Source organism: Shinella sp. NM-101 (assembly GCF_021401195.1).
Lineage (GTDB): Bacteria > Pseudomonadota > Alphaproteobacteria > Rhizobiales > Rhizobiaceae > Shinella.
In genome coordinates this window covers 409,289-424,432 of the sequence record NZ_JACBFT010000003.1, presented here as the reverse complement: position 1 = coordinate 424,432, position 15,144 = coordinate 409,289, and the positions used below count along the sequence as shown (strand labels likewise).

The following is a 15,144-nucleotide window of genomic DNA, read 5'->3' as shown; positions in this document are numbered from 1 at the left end:
TTGCGTGACGATAGCCGTCGATCCAAGCTCAAGCCCCCCAATTCGTTGGGTCGGCGGGGTAGCGGTCACCGGATGTACTTGGGCTGGATGAGAGCAGGAATATAAGATCGGAAACGTCGTCGTTTCTGACCCAGTGCGGTTGCCCGGCCGGTATATGCATTCCTTGGCCCGGACCAATGAGAGTGACGCCGATGGGGGTGAGGATCGTCATTTGCCCATCCAGCACATAAAAGAATTGATGCGCCTCACGATGTACATGGGGCTCTTCAGCCGTCGCCGGCGGCATTGTTTCCTGCCTCACCTGAAGGTGCTCGAGGTCGAGCAGGCGCCAGCCCGAACAGCCGTTTCCCCAACGATAGAAATTCTCGCTTGAAGGTTCGACGGGTCTCATTGCGACGGCTCCGAAACATCCGCGCCATAAAACGCCTCGCCATAAACTTGCAGTCCATTCTCGAACCGCATGAGTTCGCATGCTCGAAGAGTCTTTCCACCGGCATGCGACACGTAGTGGACCAGAACGGTTTGCGCGTTCTCGTCACAGGCGATGGATTCAAGTCTAAATTCCAGGTCGGGAACGGCGGCGAGGGCTTTCGTCCAGTAGTCATAAAGCGCATCTCGGCCTCGCACCGTTGCGTCTCCGGTCACGATTGCCGCCCTCGGGCTAACGAATACAACCGACTTGGAAAATGGTGTGATCACCGCATCGACGTCGTGGCAGTTCCATGCTTCGATCCATGTAGTTGCATGATTTTCGAGATCTTTGCGTGAAAGAAAATTCATAGCCAAAACAATCCTGCTGTCAGTGCCGCGAGCGCGGACATGCTGCGATTTATGAGAAGAAGTTTCGATGGATCGTGAAGTACTTGTCGCAGTCCAGCCCCGAAGGCCGCCCACACCGCCAAGCATGGAATGCCGACAACGGTGAAAATCGCTGAGGCAAAGACAAGCTGGATCAGATAGCCGTTATCTGGAGAAATAAAGGCCGCGATGACGGTTACCGCAATCAGCCAGGCCTTGGGGTTTACGAACTGGAATGCGGCAGCCTGGAAAAAAGAAACCGGCTTTGCCAAAGAGGCATCGGGCATCTCGGCGGCACGCCAGAGTTTGTAAGCAAGCCAGAGCAGGTAAGCCGTGCCAATAATTTTCAAAAAAATCTGGATACGGGGCTCAAGTGCAAAGACAGCCCCAAGGCCAGCTCCGACCGACATCAATTGAACGGCAACACCAAAAGGAATTCCGAGAATATGTGGCCATGTTCGTGCCATGCCAAAGACAAGGCCTGATGTGGTGAGCATCAGGTTGTTCGGCCCCGGCGTGATCGTCATCACGAAAGCATAAAGTGCGAGGCCGGTAAGTGTTGCGGTTTCCATCCAGAGATCCGTTTGCAGGCCATCTCGATACTGAAAAATGGCCATACATACCTGTCATTGAATGGAGAGAGACGCTGCTGAGAATTCATCATGCAAAGATGAGCCTTTCTCTCTCGCTTACCGGCCAACCAAATGCACGATGTCGGGAACACAATGAATTTCCAGCGCTTTCAAGGATCAGATGGACCCATGCCATTGGCTATAGCTGCACGATTGGACGATCACCTTTCCAAGACAATAGACCGGTTAAGGCAAGATCTCCTCGTTCGGGCTCCGAACGCAGAAAAGCAGCTGGACTATCCACCACACATCACCTTGGCAGTGATAGAGGACGGTGAACGCGTTGATCCCATGATTCAGCAACTCGCCGCAGCTTGCCAAAATACTGGCCAGCTCAAAATAAAAATGAGTCACTTTGGAATATTTTCAGGGATCCCATCCTATGTTTTTCTGGCACCTGTCGTAACTCAATCGCTCCTTGCACTTCATGAGAATATCGCGGAAGCCGTTCGAGGGCAGCAAATACGCGAACATCATTTGGTTGGTAGTTGGGTACCTCATGTCACGGTCGCAACGCTCAAAGGAAAGCCGGAGATGGCTTTGTAAGCGGCGATGCGCAATTTTGACCATCACGACGGTCATATTACGGCGATCGAGCTTGTGCAGTTTCCGCCAGTCGAAATTCTGGCAAGTTTCCCTCTCCAGTAGAACTTTCAACGACGATGGTGGACGGAAAGAACCTGAGTTTTTCTCAGCATCCTGTCAGGGCTTTTCACTCCAGTATGTCGTCACCTCCCGGTAGTTTTGGCATCCAGGGTCATTGCTCCGGAGGTGTCATGAAAAGGGTTATTGGCAGTGCCGTAGACGCAAGCGTTGAGCAGCGGGTTCGTGACAGCTTTCGTCGCCAGGGGCTGATGAGCCATTTGGGCGCGACACTGTCCGAAATTCGCCAGGGACTGGTATCTGTCCAGATGCCTTTCCGGCCTGAGCTTTCGCAGCAGCACGGTTATTTCCATGCAGGAGGAACTTCCGCGATCGCGGATTCTGCCGGCGGCTATGCCGCTTTTACGCTCTTCCCGGAGTTCAGCTCGGTTCTCACCGTGGAATTCAAGATCAATCTGCTGAACCCGGCTCTAGGCGATAAACTCGAAGCGCTAGGCAAAGTGATCAAGGCCGGAAAGACGCTCACAATCTGTCAATTAGAAGTGTTTGCCGACTCTGCTGATGGCGGAACGCTTGTGGCAATTGGTCAGCAAACGCTCATTTGCATGATGGGCCGCCGGGATTCGCTGTCGCACGCTAACCCCGAATAGGTGGTTGTATTGTGTGTAGACGCAGGGCCTGAAAGGAGCGAGTTGTGTGTGAAGTACCCCTTTCCCCCTCCTTGACACAGATGCCGAATGCCATCGCGCTACGTCACCTACGATACTTTGTTGCCGCAACGGAGGAAGGGAGCTTCCGCAAAGCGGCGCTATCCTTATCGGTGCAGGAGTCTTCCGTCAGTAGACGAATTCGTAATCTCGAGGATCAAATCGGCGCTTCGCTCTTTCACCGCCACAGCTCCGGCGTAGCTCTTACCGTAGCTGGTGAACGCTTTCTTCCTGCCGCCCGTAAGGCTCTCAGAACCTTGACGGAGGGAACTAGAGATATCCAAGTCATCGCGCGAGGCGACCTGGGATCGGTAAGGATCGGCATATTTTCTTCGCTGGCATCGGGATTTCTTGCAGACTTGTTCCAAGCATATGGAACCAATCACATTCAGGTTCGGATGGACTTCATTGATGGCAGCCCCGCGGATCACCTATTAGCTATCCGCCGCCTTGAAATTGACGTAGCCTTTTTAACTGGAACTTCCAAACGTCCGGATTACGACTCCGCAGAGTTGTGGTCGGAGAAGGTGTTTGTCGCTTTGCCCGAGCATCATCACTTGACTGCCAAAACCGAAGTAAAATGGACTGATCTGGCTGATTCAACGTTTATTGTCAGTGACGCGCCGCCAGGTCAGGAAATTCAAGATTTTCTCGTGATGCGATTGGCCGAACTGGGACATCATCCGCAAATCGAGCCCCAATGTGTAGGGCGAGATAATCTTTTACCCTTGGTGGCATTCGGCCGCGGACTCACGGTTACAAGCGAATCCACGACAGCTGCCTGTTTTCCTGGTGTTGCCTACCGCCCTATCGAAGGAGAACGTCTGCCATTTTGTGCGGTATGGTCTCCTCGGAACGACAATCCAGCTTTTCGCAGGTTGTTGAGCTTGGCCAAGCATCTATCGAAATCAAGAATCTCTAGGCAGACGAACGTTGGCGCTTGGCCTTCGCAAAACCTCGGTCTGTCGCAATGAACCGTTCCAGCATGGGCACGATCAAGCGGACGGGATCGGCGGGCGCATGCCCTCCCTCCCTGCCGAGAATTTCGGCATAGGCGGCGAGGTCGCGATGGAGACTCGCAGGCAGTTCCACCGTGACTTTGACCGGCTTGTCATCAGCGATCGGACCAAGTTTCAACTTCGTCATGGTCAGCCTCCATAGGGTTCAAGTACGAGATCGTGCGTGACGATCACGCGGACGGGGAAGCCCGGACGGATCGTCAATGTCGGCGCGATGTTGAGCTGGCGGCTGACGATCTGCTGTCCGGTCTGGTTGATACTGTCGCCAGCGCCCTGGCGCAGGGCACGGACGATCTCGCTTTCCTCGTTCGACGAACTGGCCTGCGAACCGATGCTGAGCAGCGTCGAGAGCGCGGCAGCCTTGAACAGTTCGCCCCAGTGATAATCGACACCATCCTCCAAGCCGGCATAGCCTTGCGTGTCTGCGCCTGGCTGGCGTTCCAGCACGATCGAACGGCCGTTCGGGAAAATCAGCCGGTTCCAGACGAGCAGGATGCGGCGCTGGCCGAAACCGATGCCGTTGTCATACTGACCGATGACGCGCGTGCCCTGAGGGATGAGCAGGATGCGCCCGGTCGGGCTGTCATAGATGTTCTCCGTCACCTGCGCCGTGATCTGGCCGGGCAGGTCGGAACGAATGCCGGTGATGAGCGCGGCGGAAATCACCGCGCCGGCCTGAAGGGTGTTTGCCGATGCCGGAGCGGCGACGCGATCGGTCGACACGGTGCGTTTGTCGGGCGTCTGGTTGAGGAAGGCGAGCTGCCGATCCTGCGCCGAGGGCGTCGCTGGCTGCGGCGCGAGGCCGAGACTGGTCAGATCCGGCAAGGGCGTCGTTGTGGTTGTTGTCGTGGTGGCGGGCGAGGCCATGTTGCGCGTCTCGGTCGAAGTGAAGAGGCGCGCGGTCCTAGCGGCCTCCAACTCCTGCAATCGGCGCTGTTCCTCGGCGCTGAGGCCGGGCTGCGCGGCGGGGGTGCCGATCCGTGACGACGTCACAGGCTGGCCGCGGTTCTGCGCATCGAGGATCGGGCGGCCGAGATCGCCTGGCAGCGGTGGGCCGAGGACCGGGCCGGTATAGTCCTTCGGAAGCGTGTTTAGGCCATCGGGTGTCGGCCGGTTGTCGGTCGAATACAGCTCCTCGTTCGACCGGCCGTCATGCTGCACCTGAAGCGCATAGATCAGCGCGCCACCGATACCAACACCGGCGACCAGACCGAGACCAGCCAGCACTTTGCGCGAGAGCCGGGTGACGCGCGGCGGCTCCGGACGCAGCCGCATCGGCGCGGCCGGTTCTCCGGTCAACGGCCGGGCATCATCGTCGGACTCCGGCTGGGGTTCCAGCCCGGACTTGCGGCCTTCCTCCTTATCGGGATCGATCTCGTTCACGACGCAGGCCTCCCGTCAGTCCGGGAGATGCGCACGCGCTTCTGGTTCTTGGCTGCGCCGAAGCGTAGCTCGGCGGCGGCGAACAGCCGGTCGATGACCATGTAGTTGCCGCGCACCCGGTAGTTAACCAGCTCGGACGTGTCGCCTTCGGGGCCGACGACGAAGAGCGGCGGCATCTCGCCCTGACCGATGCCGCGCGGGAATTCGATGAAGACCTGTTTGCCGTCGTCGAAGGCGCGTAGCGGCCGCCACGGCGCGCGATCGCCCGTCACCTGGTATCGGAAATTGACGCGGGACAGATCGACGCCACTGGCGACGGGCTGTACGGCCTGCGCCTCCGTATTCTGGCGACGCAGCGCGATGAGTTGGTCCTGCGGATACTGCCAGGAGACCGAAGCCATGTAGGTCTTCTCGGTCGAGCGCAACTCCATATGATAGGTGCGCAGGCTGGTATTGATGACGAGATTGGTCATCAGCTCCGTGCGCGTGGGCTTCACCAGGATATGGATCTGCTTGGTCGCGCCTGTGCCGCTTTCGGTGTCGCCGATGATCCAGCGGACGGTATCGCCGGCGGCGACCGGGCCGGAGCCAACGAGGGTTTCGCCGGGCTGCAGCGCGATATCGGTGATCTGTCCGACGGCGGTGTAGACCTGATAGAGCGCGCCTTGAGTGAAGGGATAGACCTGCATGGAATTGATGAAGCCGTCACGGACGGGTTGGATGCGGGCGGCGGCGTTTGCCTGATTGACGCGGGCGGCGGGATCAGTCGGCTCCGGCGTCCGGCGTGAGGCTTCGACCGGCTTCATCTGACCGGGAAGCGGCAGCGGCTTTGGCAGTTCGACCACCGTGACGGGTGCGGGCGGATCGACTGTCTGCACGGCGGGCGCGGCATCGTCGTAGGAGATTTCCGGGGGCTTCTGCATCGTTGCGCAGCCTGCAAGCGCCGAGGTGCAAACGAGGAGAGCCAAGAAAGCGGATTTGCGGAAAGCCGGCCTCCCGGCGGCGCGGAAGGTCGGTGTCATTGTCCAAGCTCCTTCGACCAGTTGATGGCGTTGACATAGATTCCAAGCGGATTGGCCCGGAGTTTTTCGGGGTCGCGTGGTATCTGCACGGCGACGGTGAGGATGGCGGACCACCGTTCGGTGGAGGCGAGCGAGCCGTCCTGATAGCGGCGCTCGATCCAGGCGACGCGGAACGAGTCTGGTGAGGCCCGGATCACGCTGGAGACCTCGATGGCGATCTGCTGCTTGCCAACCTTGGTGAAGGGATCGTTGGCGCGGGCATAATCGTTGAGCGCGAGCGCCCCGGCCTGCGTGGTGAAGTCGTAGGCCCGAAGCCAGTTTTGCCGGACGATGATCGCGTCGGCCGGGATCGAGCGGACCTCTTCGATGAAGCGGGCGAGATGAAAGGCGATCTGCGGATCGGTCGGGCGATAGTCGGCGACGGCCGGTGCCACGGCTTGCGCTTGGCCGAGCTTGTCGACCTGAACCACCCAGGGAACGATCGAGCCGCTCATCGACTGCCAGACCAGTGCGGCCGACAATCCGGCTGAGAGCGCCAGTGATCCGAAGGCCATGAAGCGCCAGTTGCGGGCCTGCACGCGGGCGGAACCGATGCGGTCGTCCCAGACCTGGGCGGCGCGCTGGTAGGGCGTCTCGGGTTGTGGTGATTTACCGTAGTGAGTGGCGGGTCGTTTGAACATGGTCAGTCGCTTTCGGAGAGGTTGACGGAAGAGCCGCCGCCATGGCTGTCGCCCGACTTGACCGAGTGAGCTGCGGCCTGGACGCCGTGGGACATCTGCTGCGAACGCTTCATGCGCTTCGCCCAGGCGGGTGGGCCGTCGGTGGCGGGAGATGGGGATGCGGCGGACGCCGAAGCGGCCTCGGCGTCGGCTTCGCCGCCTATCGTGCCAGCGGTGGACGATCCGCCGGTCATTTCGAAGGCTGCGCGTGCCCCGGACTGGTAACTAGACTTGAAACCATCAGCGGTTTGGGTTGCTGCGCGTTTCAACGGCGAGGTGGCGGCTTGGGCGCCGGCGCTGGCGACATTGCCGAGACCCGACGCCACAGCCGATGCGCCGGATTGGCCGGCAGCGCCCAGGCTGTAGGCGGTCGAGGCGCCGCCCGCGAGCGCAGCCCCGCCACGGGCAGCGGCAGCAGCGCCGCCGGCAAGGGCAGCGCCACCAGATGCGACGGCGCCTACCGTGGCCGCACCCGCCGCGACCATGCCACCAGCGGCGAGACCCGTGCCGACAGCGGCACCAGCGCCAAGCTGCGGGCCGCCGGAGACCAGGCCATTGGCGATGCCGGGACCGAAGATGCCGAGGCCGAGCAGCGACAAAGCGGCGAGCACGATCGCCATGGCGTCGTCGATAGATGGGGTAGCACCGCCGAATCCGGCGGTGAACTCGGAGAACAGCGTCGAGCCGATGCCGATAATGACGGCGAGCACCAGCACCTTGATGCCGGACGAAATCACGTTGCCGAGCACGCGTTCGGCCATAAAGGCGGATTTGCCGAACAGGCCGAAAGGGATCAGCACGAATCCTGCGAGCGTCGTCAGCTTGAACTCGATCAGCGTCACGAAGAGCTGGACGGCGAGGACGAAGAAAGCGAGCAGCACCAGCATCCAGGCAAACAGCATGCAGGCGATCTGGATGAAGTTCTCGAAGAAGGACCAATAGCCCATCAGGTTCGAGATCGAGTCGAGCAGCGGGCGGCCGGCATCGAGGCCGGTCTGCGCCACCTTGCCGGGGCGAAGAAAGTCGGTGACGGTAAAGCCCGTGCCGGATGCCTTCAGGCCGAGGCCGGCAAAACTCTCGAAGACGATGCGGGCAAGATTGTTCCAGTTGCCGATGATGTAGGCGAAGACGCCGACGAAGAGCGTCTTCTTGACCAGGCGCGCGATGATGTCCTCATCGGCGCCCCACGACCAGAAGAGGGCTGCCAGCAACACATCGATGACGATCAGCGTGGTGGCGATGAAGGCGACCTCACCGCCGAGCAGGCCGAAGCCGCCATCGATGTAGCGGCTGAAGACCTCGAGGAAATGATCGATGACGCCGGTGCCGCCCATATCAGTGCGCTCCCGGCCGGACGGGTTCGGGTTGCGCGACCGGCGCGGTGTCCTTGATGGCCGTATCTTCGGTTGGGAAGAGCGTCACCGGCGCCTCCGTTGCGGGCGTCCTCGTTCCGCCCGGTTGGGAAGGTTTCGGGCTTTGACCCAGAAATCGGTCACGGGCCTTGGCCCAGACATCGAGGCAGGCGGGATCGCGGGCCGCCGCTTCGCCCATGTCGCGGCACCGGCGCAGGACCTGGCGAAGCGCATCGGTGTCGTCGCGCTCGTGGACGAGCGTGCGGACCTGCGGCTCCTCGGGCTTGCGGGTCACTTCTATGACCGTGGCGGTGATGGCGACGCCGACGAAGACGACGGCGCCGAGCCGGGCGAGCATCTTGCCGTCCATGGCGATCTCCCCGTTCAGTTGCTGCCGGGGAACATCCGGGCGTTGCCCGGCTGGTAGCCCGTGCTTGGCGTCAGGAAACGGCGACGCTGTTCGCGGCCCTGTTCGGCCGCCGCCGCCTGCTCGGCCGATTGCAGCGCCTGTGCGCGACCGTTCGCTGCGACGACAGCGGTGAGGTCGGCGAGTTGCTGGGCCTGAAGGGCGAGGAGCTGGTTGCCGGCCTGGGTTGCCTGAAGCGCGCCGGTGGCGCCCTGGCTCTGGCCGACAAGCGCTGACATCTGGGCTCGGTTGGTGTCGATGTTGCCGACGACGCCGGCCTGTACCTTCATGGCGTCCTGCAAGCCACCGACCGTGTTCTGCCAGCGCGATTTGGCGTCGGCGACGAGTTGCGCGTCCGAGGCGGAGAGTGAGGCACTCCCGTATTTCTGCTGGAATGCCTGGTCGATCTGCTGGACGTCGTAGGCGATGTTCTGCGCCTGGCTCAGAAGCTGTTGCGTGCGGCTCACCGACTGCTGGAGCTGTTGCAGCGAGGAATACGGTAGATTCGCAAGGTTGCGGGCCTGGTTGATGAGCATCTGCGCTTCGTTCTGAAGCGAGGCGATCTGGTTGGTGATTTGCTGGAGCGCGCGGGTGGCCTGAAGGACGTTCTGCGCGTAGTTGGTGGGATCGAACACGGTGATGGCGTGGGCCGGCGTCGTGATGATCGGCGACAGGGACAGCGGGACAGACAGGATGGACGCGGCAAGCAATGCCGCGCGTGAACGGCGCAGTTTCATGGCAGTTTCTCCAGGTTGGTGAGGTTGGGAATGAGGTCGGCGGCCCAGTCAGCGCCGCGCAGGCGCAGCCATGCGCCGAGGAAGCCATCCGGGCCGTGCTCGGCAGTGATGCGGGCGATGGCGGCCTGATCGGTCTTGGAGGATGCGGCGCAGAGCGCCAGCGCCACCTCCGACAGGCCGAGCTCGAACAGCCGGTTGCCGCGTCGGGACTGGCAGTAGTAATCGCGCTTGGGCATGGCCCGCGCGAGGATCTCGATCTGGCGATCGTTGAGACCGAACCGGCGATAGATGGCGGTGATCTGCGGCTCGATCGCCCGTTCGTTCGGCAGAAGGAGCCGGGTCTGGCAGCTCTCGATGATGGCGGGTGCGATGGCGCTGCCGTCGATGTCCGACAGGCTCTGCGTGGCGAAGATGACGGAGGCGTTCTTCTTCCTAAGCGTCTTCAGCCATTCACGGAGCTGGCCGGCAAAACCCTCGTCGTCGAGGGCCAGCCAGCCTTCATCGACGATGATGAGGGTCGGTGAACCGTCGAGCCGATCTTCGATCCGGTGGAACAGATAGGCCAACACCGCGGGTGCGGCGTCCGTGCCGATCAGCCCTTCTGTCTCGAACGCCTGAACGGTGGCCGTGCCGAGATGTTCGCTCTCGGCGTCGAGCAGCCGGCCCCAGGCCCCGCCGATGCAATAGGGGCGGAGCGCCTGCTTCAGGTCATTGGACTGGAGCAGGACGCATAGGCCGGTGACGGTGCGTTCTTCGACCGGCGCCGAAGCCAGCGAGGTTAGTGCCGTCCAGATATGCTCCTTCACGTCAGGCGAGATGGCGACGCCCTCCCGTGTCAGGATGGCGACAATCCAGTCCCCCGCCCACGCGCGTTCGCTCGTCTCCTCGATACGGGCGAGCGGCTGGAGGCTGACGGACGTGTCCGAGCCGTCCGTCAGGCCGCCGCCGAGATCGTGCCAGTCTCCGCGCATGGCGAGTGCTGCGGCGCGGATCGAGCCGCCGAAGTCGAAGGCGAAGACCTGTGCGCCGGCGTAGCGCCGGAACTGCAGCGCCATCAGCGCCAGCAGCACGGACTTGCCCGCGCCGGTCGGGCCGACGACGAGGGTGTGACCGACATCGCCGACATGAAGGGAAAACCGGAACGGGGTCGAGCCTTCGGTCTTGCCGAAGAGCAGTGGGGGCGCTGCAAAGTGCTCGTCTCGTTCCGGCCCCGCCCACACCGCCGAAAGCGGGATCATGTGGGCGAGATTGAGCGTGGAGATTGGTGGTTGCCGGACATTGGCGTAGACATGGCCCGGCAGGCTGCCGAGCCAGGCGTCCACGGCGTTGATGGTCTCGGCCATCGCCGTGAAGTCGCGGCCCTGGACGACCTTTTCGACCAGCCGCAGCTTCTCGTCGGCGATGCGCGGATCGGCGTCCCATACCGTCACCGTCGCGGTGACATAGGCAATTCCGGCATAGTCGGCGCCCAGCTCCTGCAAAGCGAGGTCGGCATCCGCCGCCTTGTTCGCCGCATCGGTATCGACCAGTACGGAGGCCTCGTTGGTCATCACCTCCTTGAGGATCGCGGCGATGGACTTGCGCTTGGCGAACCATTGCCGCCTGATCTTGGTGAGCAGCTTGGTGGCGTCCGTCTTGTCGAGCAGGATCGCGCGGGTAGACCAGCGATAGGGAAAGGCCAGCCGGTTCAGCTCGTCGAGCAGACCCGGCGTGGTCGCGGTCGGAAACCCGGTGATGGTCAGCACACGCAGATGCGACGTGCCCAGTCGCGGCTCCAGCCCGCCGGTGAGTGGCTGATCGGCGAGCAGCGCGTCGAGATAGATCGGCGTCTCGGGGACGCGGACGCGGTGCCGGTGCGTGGAGACGCAGCCGTGCAGATAGGTCAGCGTCTCGCCGTCATCGAGCCATCGGCATTCCGGCATGAAGGCTTCGATCAACCGCAGCAGGCGTTCGGTGCGGTCGGCGAAGGCGGTCAGCACCTCGTTGGGGTCGATTCCGGTCTTCTCGCGGCCCTCATAGAGCCAGGTCTCGGCGCGGGCGGCATCCTCGGCCGGTGGCAGATAGGTGAAGGTCAGAAAATAGCTGGACTCGAAATGCGCCCCGGCTTCTTCGAAATCGGCCTTGCGTTCGGCATCGACCAGTGCTGACGCCGCGTCAGGGAATCTACTCGTCGGGTAGATCGCTGCGGCATGGCGCTGCGCCTCCACGAAGATCGCCCAGCCGGAGCCGAGACGCCGGAAGGCGTTGTTCAATCGTCCTGCGACTGCAACCAGCTCGGCAGGCACGGCGGAATCCAGATCGGGGCCACGAAACCGGGCCGTGCGCTGGAAGCTGCCGTCCTTGTTGAGCACGATGCCCGTGCCGACCAGCGCGGCCCAGGGCAGGAAGTCGACGAGCCGGCTGTTGCGATTGCGGTATTCGGCGAGGTTCATCATCGCTGCGCGCTCCTCAGACCGAAAGATGCGCGGGGATGCGCAGATGGCGGCGGCCGACCTCGACAAACAGCGGATCGCGCTTGGCCGCCCACACCGCTGCGAAATGTCCGATCGCCCAAATGGCGAGGCCGACCAGCCAGAGGCGAAGGCCGAGCCCGACCGCGCCGGCCAGCGTGCCGTTCATGATCGCGATAGCGCGCGGTGCGCCGCCGAGCAGGATCGGCTCGGTCAGCGCCCGGTGGACGGGAACGGTTAAGCCCGGAACCTCGCCACACTGATCGACGACGCCCGCCATCAGACCAGCGCTCCGCCGCCGAAGCTGAAGAAGCTGAGAAAGAACGAGCTGGCGGCAAAGGCGATCGACAGGCCGAACACGATCTGGATCAGACGGCGGAAGCCGCCCGAGGTGTCGCCGAAGGCCAGCGCCAGGCCGGTCGAGATGATGACGATCACAGCGATGATCTTGGCGACCGGGCCTTCGATCGACTGGAGGATGGATTGCAGCGGCGCTTCCCACGGCATGGACGAGCCGGATGCGTGGGCGGGCGCTGCCATCACGACGCTGAGCGTGGTGACGGACAGCACCATGGCGAGGCGATGGCGCATTGAGCGCGAGGCTTGGATCACAGGTTTTCTCCTTCGGGGCTGGGGGTGAGAGAGGTCGCACCGCCGTCGCCCTTGACAGCCAAGGCCGTGACGGCGGGCGTGACGCGGTAGTCGCCATCCGGGCCGAGGCCCTCGACACGGGCGAGTTCGGAAAGCCGACGCGCGGAGCCGCGGCCGGAGAGCACGGCCACGAGGTCGATCGTCTCGGCGATCAGCGCGCGCGGGACGGTGACGACGGCTTCCTGGATGAGCTGTTCCATTCGGCGAAGCGCGCCGATGGCGCTGCCCGCGTGGATGGTGCCAACGCCGCCCGGATGGCCGGTGCCCCAGGCTTTGAGCAGGTCGAGTGCTTCCGAGCCGCGCACCTCACCGACCGGGATGCGGTCGGGGCGCAGGCGGAGAGACGAACGAACGAGATCGGAGAGAGACGCGACGCCGTCCTTCGTTCGCATGGCAACGAGGTTGGGTGTTGCGCATTGCAGTTCGCGTGTGTCTTCGATGATGACGACGCGCTCGGAGGTCTTTGCGACCTCGGCCAGGAGCGCATTCGTCAGCGTCGTTTTGCCGGTGGAGGTGCCGCCCGCGACGAGGATGTTGGCGCGCGACGCAACACCTTGGCGGAGCGCCTCGGCCTGTGCGGCGGACATGATCCCGGCGGCCACATAGTCGTTGAGGGTGAAGACAGCGACGGCGGGCTTGCGGATGGCAAAAGCCGGAGCCGACACGACGGGCGGCAACAGCCCCTCGAACCGCTCCCCCGTTTCCGGGAGTTCTGCCGAGACGCGCGGGGCGCCGGCATGGACCTCGGCGCCGACATGGTGTGCCACCAGGCGCACGATGCGCTCGCCATCGGCTGGCGACAGGTGTTCGCCGGTGTCGGACAGCCCTTCGGAGAGGCGATCGATCCAGATGCGACCGTCCGGGTTCAGCATCACCTCGACGATCGCGGCGTCTTCGAGAAGCCGGGCGATGGACGGGCCGAGCGCGGTGCGCAGCATCCGCGCGCCGCGTGCCAAGCCTTCCGAATTGTGGTGAGAAACTGCCATCTGATCCCCGTGTCCGCCGGGGAGACATCAGGCGGTCCCCGGACGGGGATGATTAAAAGAGCCATAAATTAGGCCCGTTCAACAAGAAATCAGAGGCGTAGTAGTGTAGCGTGTAAATACAGGAGAACGACGGATTCTACGGATGGCCCATCAATCGGATATATCAAGCCCGAGACTCGACTTACTTCGGCGAGAAGTTGAACAGAGTGTGCTGAAGCCCTTCCGCACCCACGGCTGGTCAATCTCGGACACCAGCGAATATGCGCATGAAGATCTCATTAAGATTACTGCACAACGCGGAATGGAAAAGATTCGGATTGCTATCCTCTACAGCAGCAGCGGCATCTCCAATCTACGATACAGAGCGTTGGGGAACGAGGTCGATCACATATTTTTTCATGGTCAACCTTATATGTTGGAATCGTTTGCCGCTGGCGTAACCATCCCGGTAGTACCACTCAGTAGCTTTTTCCCGTTCTTGGTGGCACTAAATAAGAGAATTGAACCAGACCGATCGCCACAACTGCCGATTCAACGCCCGAAGACCGTCAAACGTCTGACAGCAGAGCAGCCGATCGATGCTGTTTTTGCTCGGCTCCAGCAATTCACAAGTGTCAACTTAGCGGCAAAGCTTGTTAAACGCCGCGCGGCGGATGCAGACCTGGCCATGACTCCGGAGGTTGTTGCCAGCAAATCAACCGGCATCGCTTTCTCACTGCGAAGTGCGCTTGATTACATCGTTTCAACGCCGGGTGACCGCCTTAATAAGCGCGTTCTGGGGCTCTACTATGGAACGATGGCCTTCGCACAGGCGGAAATGCTCGCATCGCCCTCTGGGCCTATCGACTTGGACGAAGTCGAAGGAATGACCAAGCAGGGACACGGTCTGTACACGCTCGCCGGTCCGAACGGGGTATTCTCAGACCTTCGCATCGGTGTCTTGGCAACCGGCTTCCTTCCGCAATGGGCCAGCTTTCTTGGCTACGACATCACAAATTATCCTACACGGAAGGCGCGTTCCTTCGGCGATATAGAAAAGCAGCCGCAAGGCACCGTATGCTCGCTCCGCGACCTATTCTCATCAGTGCCGGAGATCGACGATCTTTTCTCTGAGGTTTTCAACGGGGCGGTCAATTGGCTATCTGTTCGCTACGACGACAAAACTAATATGCGGTTTTCAGTCCATGGTATGGCGGAGAAAAAGTACGATAGTACCTATGGTTTGTTTCATGACCGCTCGGGTGAAATCTCTGTCGAGCGCTTGAGCAAAGCAGGCTGGCCCCTCGCAGAGATCCAACGGGTCGAAGACTTTGTCGGACCGGGAACCCTATTCAGGGCACGTGTCGATCATGCTGGGCATGATGTTTGGTGGAGTGTTCTGCCAACACATTCGTCTCCATTCGGGACAAGAAGCACCCTCTTGTTGCCGACTGTCGGGGGGCTGAGAGATTATAGGACAATCGTAGCAGTAACCTTATATGCCCTGTCGATAATGGCTCGTTACATGCCTAGTGCATGGCGGCGCATTGAAGGAGGCGATGACGATCAATATCTCGCATTGATCAAGGCCTCCCTCAGTGTCTGGGAACGCGTCCTCCCAGAGCATTTTCTCGAAAGCATTGCGGGTGAAATCGTCCATACGGCTCAGCCAGGCAGTTTTTTTGGCTAATATGACAGCC

General features: G+C 61.6%; 17 protein-coding genes and 1 pseudogene. 4 read left to right on the top strand and 14 right to left on the bottom strand.

Annotated features, from left to right (window positions below):
• Positions 1 to 28: 28 nt before the first annotated feature.
• From L0976_RS09115 to L0976_RS09105, 3 genes are read right to left on the bottom strand one after another with little or no spacing between them, the layout of a single operon-like run.
• Positions 29 to 391, bottom strand: coding sequence for a cupin domain-containing protein (locus tag L0976_RS09115; protein WP_200334636.1), 363 nt, complete (start codon positions 389 to 391; stop codon positions 29 to 31).
• A complete protein-coding gene (locus L0976_RS09110) occupies positions 388 to 780 on the bottom strand; it encodes a nuclear transport factor 2 family protein (RefSeq protein WP_234187006.1) in 393 nt (130 codons plus the stop codon). The genes L0976_RS09115 and L0976_RS09110 overlap by 4 nt, the downstream gene beginning before the upstream one ends.
• On the bottom strand, positions 777 to 1,415 hold the full coding sequence (locus tag L0976_RS09105) for a LysE family translocator (protein ID WP_234187005.1): 639 nt from the start codon (positions 1,413 to 1,415) through the stop codon (positions 777 to 779). Before L0976_RS09105 ends, L0976_RS09110 begins: the two co-directional genes overlap by 4 nt.
• A 108-nt stretch (positions 1,416 to 1,523) precedes the next feature.
• Between L0976_RS09105 and L0976_RS09100 the strand changes: the two genes are divergently transcribed.
• From L0976_RS09100 to L0976_RS09090, 3 genes are all read left to right on the top strand, one after another.
• On the top strand, positions 1,524 to 1,976 hold the full coding sequence (locus L0976_RS09100) for a 2'-5' RNA ligase family protein (protein ID WP_234187004.1): 453 nt from the start codon (positions 1,524 to 1,526) through the stop codon (positions 1,974 to 1,976).
• 230 nt (positions 1,977 to 2,206) lie between these two features.
• Positions 2,207 to 2,683: a PaaI family thioesterase gene (locus L0976_RS09095; RefSeq protein WP_234187003.1), complete on the top strand. Its 477-nt coding sequence runs from the start codon at positions 2,207 to 2,209 to the stop codon at positions 2,681 to 2,683.
• Positions 2,684 to 2,763: 80 nt separating this feature from the next.
• Entirely contained in the window at positions 2,764 to 3,714 is a 951-nt protein-coding gene (locus L0976_RS09090) for a LysR family transcriptional regulator (protein WP_234187002.1), read from the top strand.
• On the opposite strand, the gene L0976_RS09085 is transcribed toward L0976_RS09090, so the two are convergent.
• From L0976_RS09085 to trbB, 11 genes and pseudogenes are all read right to left on the bottom strand, one after another.
• Positions 3,659 to 3,886, bottom strand: a complete 228-nt coding sequence (locus L0976_RS09085) for a DUF2274 domain-containing protein (protein WP_114215844.1) — start codon at positions 3,884 to 3,886, stop codon at positions 3,659 to 3,661. The genes L0976_RS09090 and L0976_RS09085 overlap by 56 nt on opposite strands.
• A 2-nt stretch (positions 3,887 to 3,888) precedes the next feature.
• Positions 3,889 to 5,142 (bottom strand): TrbI/VirB10 family protein, encoded by a 1,254-nt coding sequence (locus L0976_RS09080; protein ID WP_370643610.1) that lies wholly within the window; start codon positions 5,140 to 5,142, stop codon positions 3,889 to 3,891.
• Positions 5,139 to 6,164: a P-type conjugative transfer protein TrbG gene (gene trbG / locus L0976_RS09075; RefSeq protein WP_200334626.1), complete on the bottom strand. Its 1,026-nt coding sequence runs from the start codon at positions 6,162 to 6,164 to the stop codon at positions 5,139 to 5,141. The genes L0976_RS09080 and trbG overlap by 4 nt, the downstream gene beginning before the upstream one ends.
• Positions 6,161 to 6,844, bottom strand: a complete 684-nt coding sequence (trbF, locus tag L0976_RS09070) for a conjugal transfer protein TrbF (protein WP_234187001.1) — start codon at positions 6,842 to 6,844, stop codon at positions 6,161 to 6,163. Before trbF ends, trbG begins: the two co-directional genes overlap by 4 nt.
• A gap of 2 nt (positions 6,845 to 6,846) precedes the next feature.
• Positions 6,847 to 8,217 carry a P-type conjugative transfer protein TrbL gene (trbL, locus tag L0976_RS09065; protein WP_234187000.1) on the bottom strand — a complete coding sequence of 457 codons (1,371 nt, stop codon included), beginning with the start codon at positions 8,215 to 8,217 and terminating at the stop codon, positions 6,847 to 6,849.
• 112 nt (positions 8,218 to 8,329) lie between these two features.
• Positions 8,330 to 8,605: pseudogene (trbK-alt, locus tag L0976_RS09060) on the bottom strand (putative entry exclusion protein TrbK-alt); the annotation flags it as partial.
• A 14-nt stretch (positions 8,606 to 8,619) separates the two neighbouring features.
• Complete coding sequence (gene trbJ / locus L0976_RS09055) at positions 8,620 to 9,378, bottom strand: P-type conjugative transfer protein TrbJ (RefSeq protein WP_234186999.1); 759 nt, start codon at positions 9,376 to 9,378, stop codon at positions 8,620 to 8,622.
• Positions 9,375 to 11,813: a conjugal transfer protein TrbE gene (trbE, locus tag L0976_RS09050; RefSeq protein ID WP_234186998.1), complete on the bottom strand. Its 2,439-nt coding sequence runs from the start codon at positions 11,811 to 11,813 to the stop codon at positions 9,375 to 9,377. Before trbE ends, trbJ begins: the two co-directional genes overlap by 4 nt.
• A 13-nt stretch (positions 11,814 to 11,826) precedes the next feature.
• Positions 11,827 to 12,108, bottom strand: a complete 282-nt coding sequence (locus L0976_RS09045; RefSeq protein WP_234186997.1) for a VirB3 family type IV secretion system protein — start codon at positions 12,106 to 12,108, stop codon at positions 11,827 to 11,829.
• Positions 12,108 to 12,419, bottom strand: coding sequence for a TrbC/VirB2 family protein (locus tag L0976_RS09040; RefSeq protein ID WP_097622889.1), 312 nt, complete (start codon positions 12,417 to 12,419; stop codon positions 12,108 to 12,110). The genes L0976_RS09045 and L0976_RS09040 overlap by 1 nt, the downstream gene beginning before the upstream one ends.
• Before the next feature lie 17 nt (positions 12,420 to 12,436).
• Positions 12,437 to 13,465 carry a P-type conjugative transfer ATPase TrbB gene (gene trbB / locus L0976_RS09035; RefSeq protein WP_234186996.1) on the bottom strand — a complete coding sequence of 343 codons (1,029 nt, stop codon included), beginning with the start codon at positions 13,463 to 13,465 and terminating at the stop codon, positions 12,437 to 12,439.
• A 142-nt stretch (positions 13,466 to 13,607) separates the two neighbouring features.
• On the opposite strand from trbB, the gene L0976_RS09030 reads away from it, so the two are divergent.
• Positions 13,608 to 15,134 (top strand): hypothetical protein, encoded by a 1,527-nt coding sequence (locus L0976_RS09030; RefSeq protein ID WP_234186995.1) that lies wholly within the window; start codon positions 13,608 to 13,610, stop codon positions 15,132 to 15,134.
• The last annotated feature ends 10 nt before the right edge of the window (positions 15,135 to 15,144 follow it).

What these genes read in the sequence shown, in the direction of transcription:
- trbG (WP_200334626.1), bottom strand. Translation starts at nt 6,164, where the DNA reads ATGACACCGACCTTCCGCGCCGCCGGGAGGCCGGCTTTCCGCAAATCC.
- L0976_RS09105 (WP_234187005.1), bottom strand. Translation starts at nt 1,415, where the DNA reads ATGGCCATTTTTCAGTATCGAGATGGCCTGCAAACGGATCTCTGGATG.
- L0976_RS09115 (WP_200334636.1), bottom strand. Translation starts at nt 391, where the DNA reads ATGAGACCCGTCGAACCTTCAAGCGAGAATTTCTATCGTTGGGGAAAC.
- L0976_RS09110 (WP_234187006.1), bottom strand. Translation starts at nt 780, where the DNA reads ATGAATTTTCTTTCACGCAAAGATCTCGAAAATCATGCAACTACATGG.
- L0976_RS09100 (WP_234187004.1), top strand. Translation starts at nt 1,524, where the DNA reads ATGAATTTCCAGCGCTTTCAAGGATCAGATGGACCCATGCCATTGGCT.
- trbE (WP_234186998.1), bottom strand. Translation starts at nt 11,813, where the DNA reads ATGATGAACCTCGCCGAATACCGCAATCGCAACAGCCGGCTCGTCGAC.
- L0976_RS09030 (WP_234186995.1), top strand. Translation starts at nt 13,608, where the DNA reads ATGGCCCATCAATCGGATATATCAAGCCCGAGACTCGACTTACTTCGG.
- L0976_RS09040 (WP_097622889.1), bottom strand. Translation starts at nt 12,419, where the DNA reads ATGCGCCATCGCCTCGCCATGGTGCTGTCCGTCACCACGCTCAGCGTC.
- trbF (WP_234187001.1), bottom strand. Translation starts at nt 6,844, where the DNA reads ATGTTCAAACGACCCGCCACTCACTACGGTAAATCACCACAACCCGAG.
- trbL (WP_234187000.1), bottom strand. Translation starts at nt 8,217, where the DNA reads ATGGGCGGCACCGGCGTCATCGATCATTTCCTCGAGGTCTTCAGCCGC.
- L0976_RS09085 (WP_114215844.1), bottom strand. Translation starts at nt 3,886, where the DNA reads ATGACGAAGTTGAAACTTGGTCCGATCGCTGATGACAAGCCGGTCAAA.
- L0976_RS09045 (WP_234186997.1), bottom strand. Translation starts at nt 12,108, where the DNA reads ATGGCGGGCGTCGTCGATCAGTGTGGCGAGGTTCCGGGCTTAACCGTT.
- L0976_RS09090 (WP_234187002.1), top strand. Translation starts at nt 2,764, where the DNA reads ATGCCGAATGCCATCGCGCTACGTCACCTACGATACTTTGTTGCCGCA.
- trbJ (WP_234186999.1), bottom strand. Translation starts at nt 9,378, where the DNA reads ATGAAACTGCGCCGTTCACGCGCGGCATTGCTTGCCGCGTCCATCCTG.
- L0976_RS09095 (WP_234187003.1), top strand. Translation starts at nt 2,207, where the DNA reads ATGAAAAGGGTTATTGGCAGTGCCGTAGACGCAAGCGTTGAGCAGCGG.
- trbB (WP_234186996.1), bottom strand. Translation starts at nt 13,465, where the DNA reads ATGGCAGTTTCTCACCACAATTCGGAAGGCTTGGCACGCGGCGCGCGG.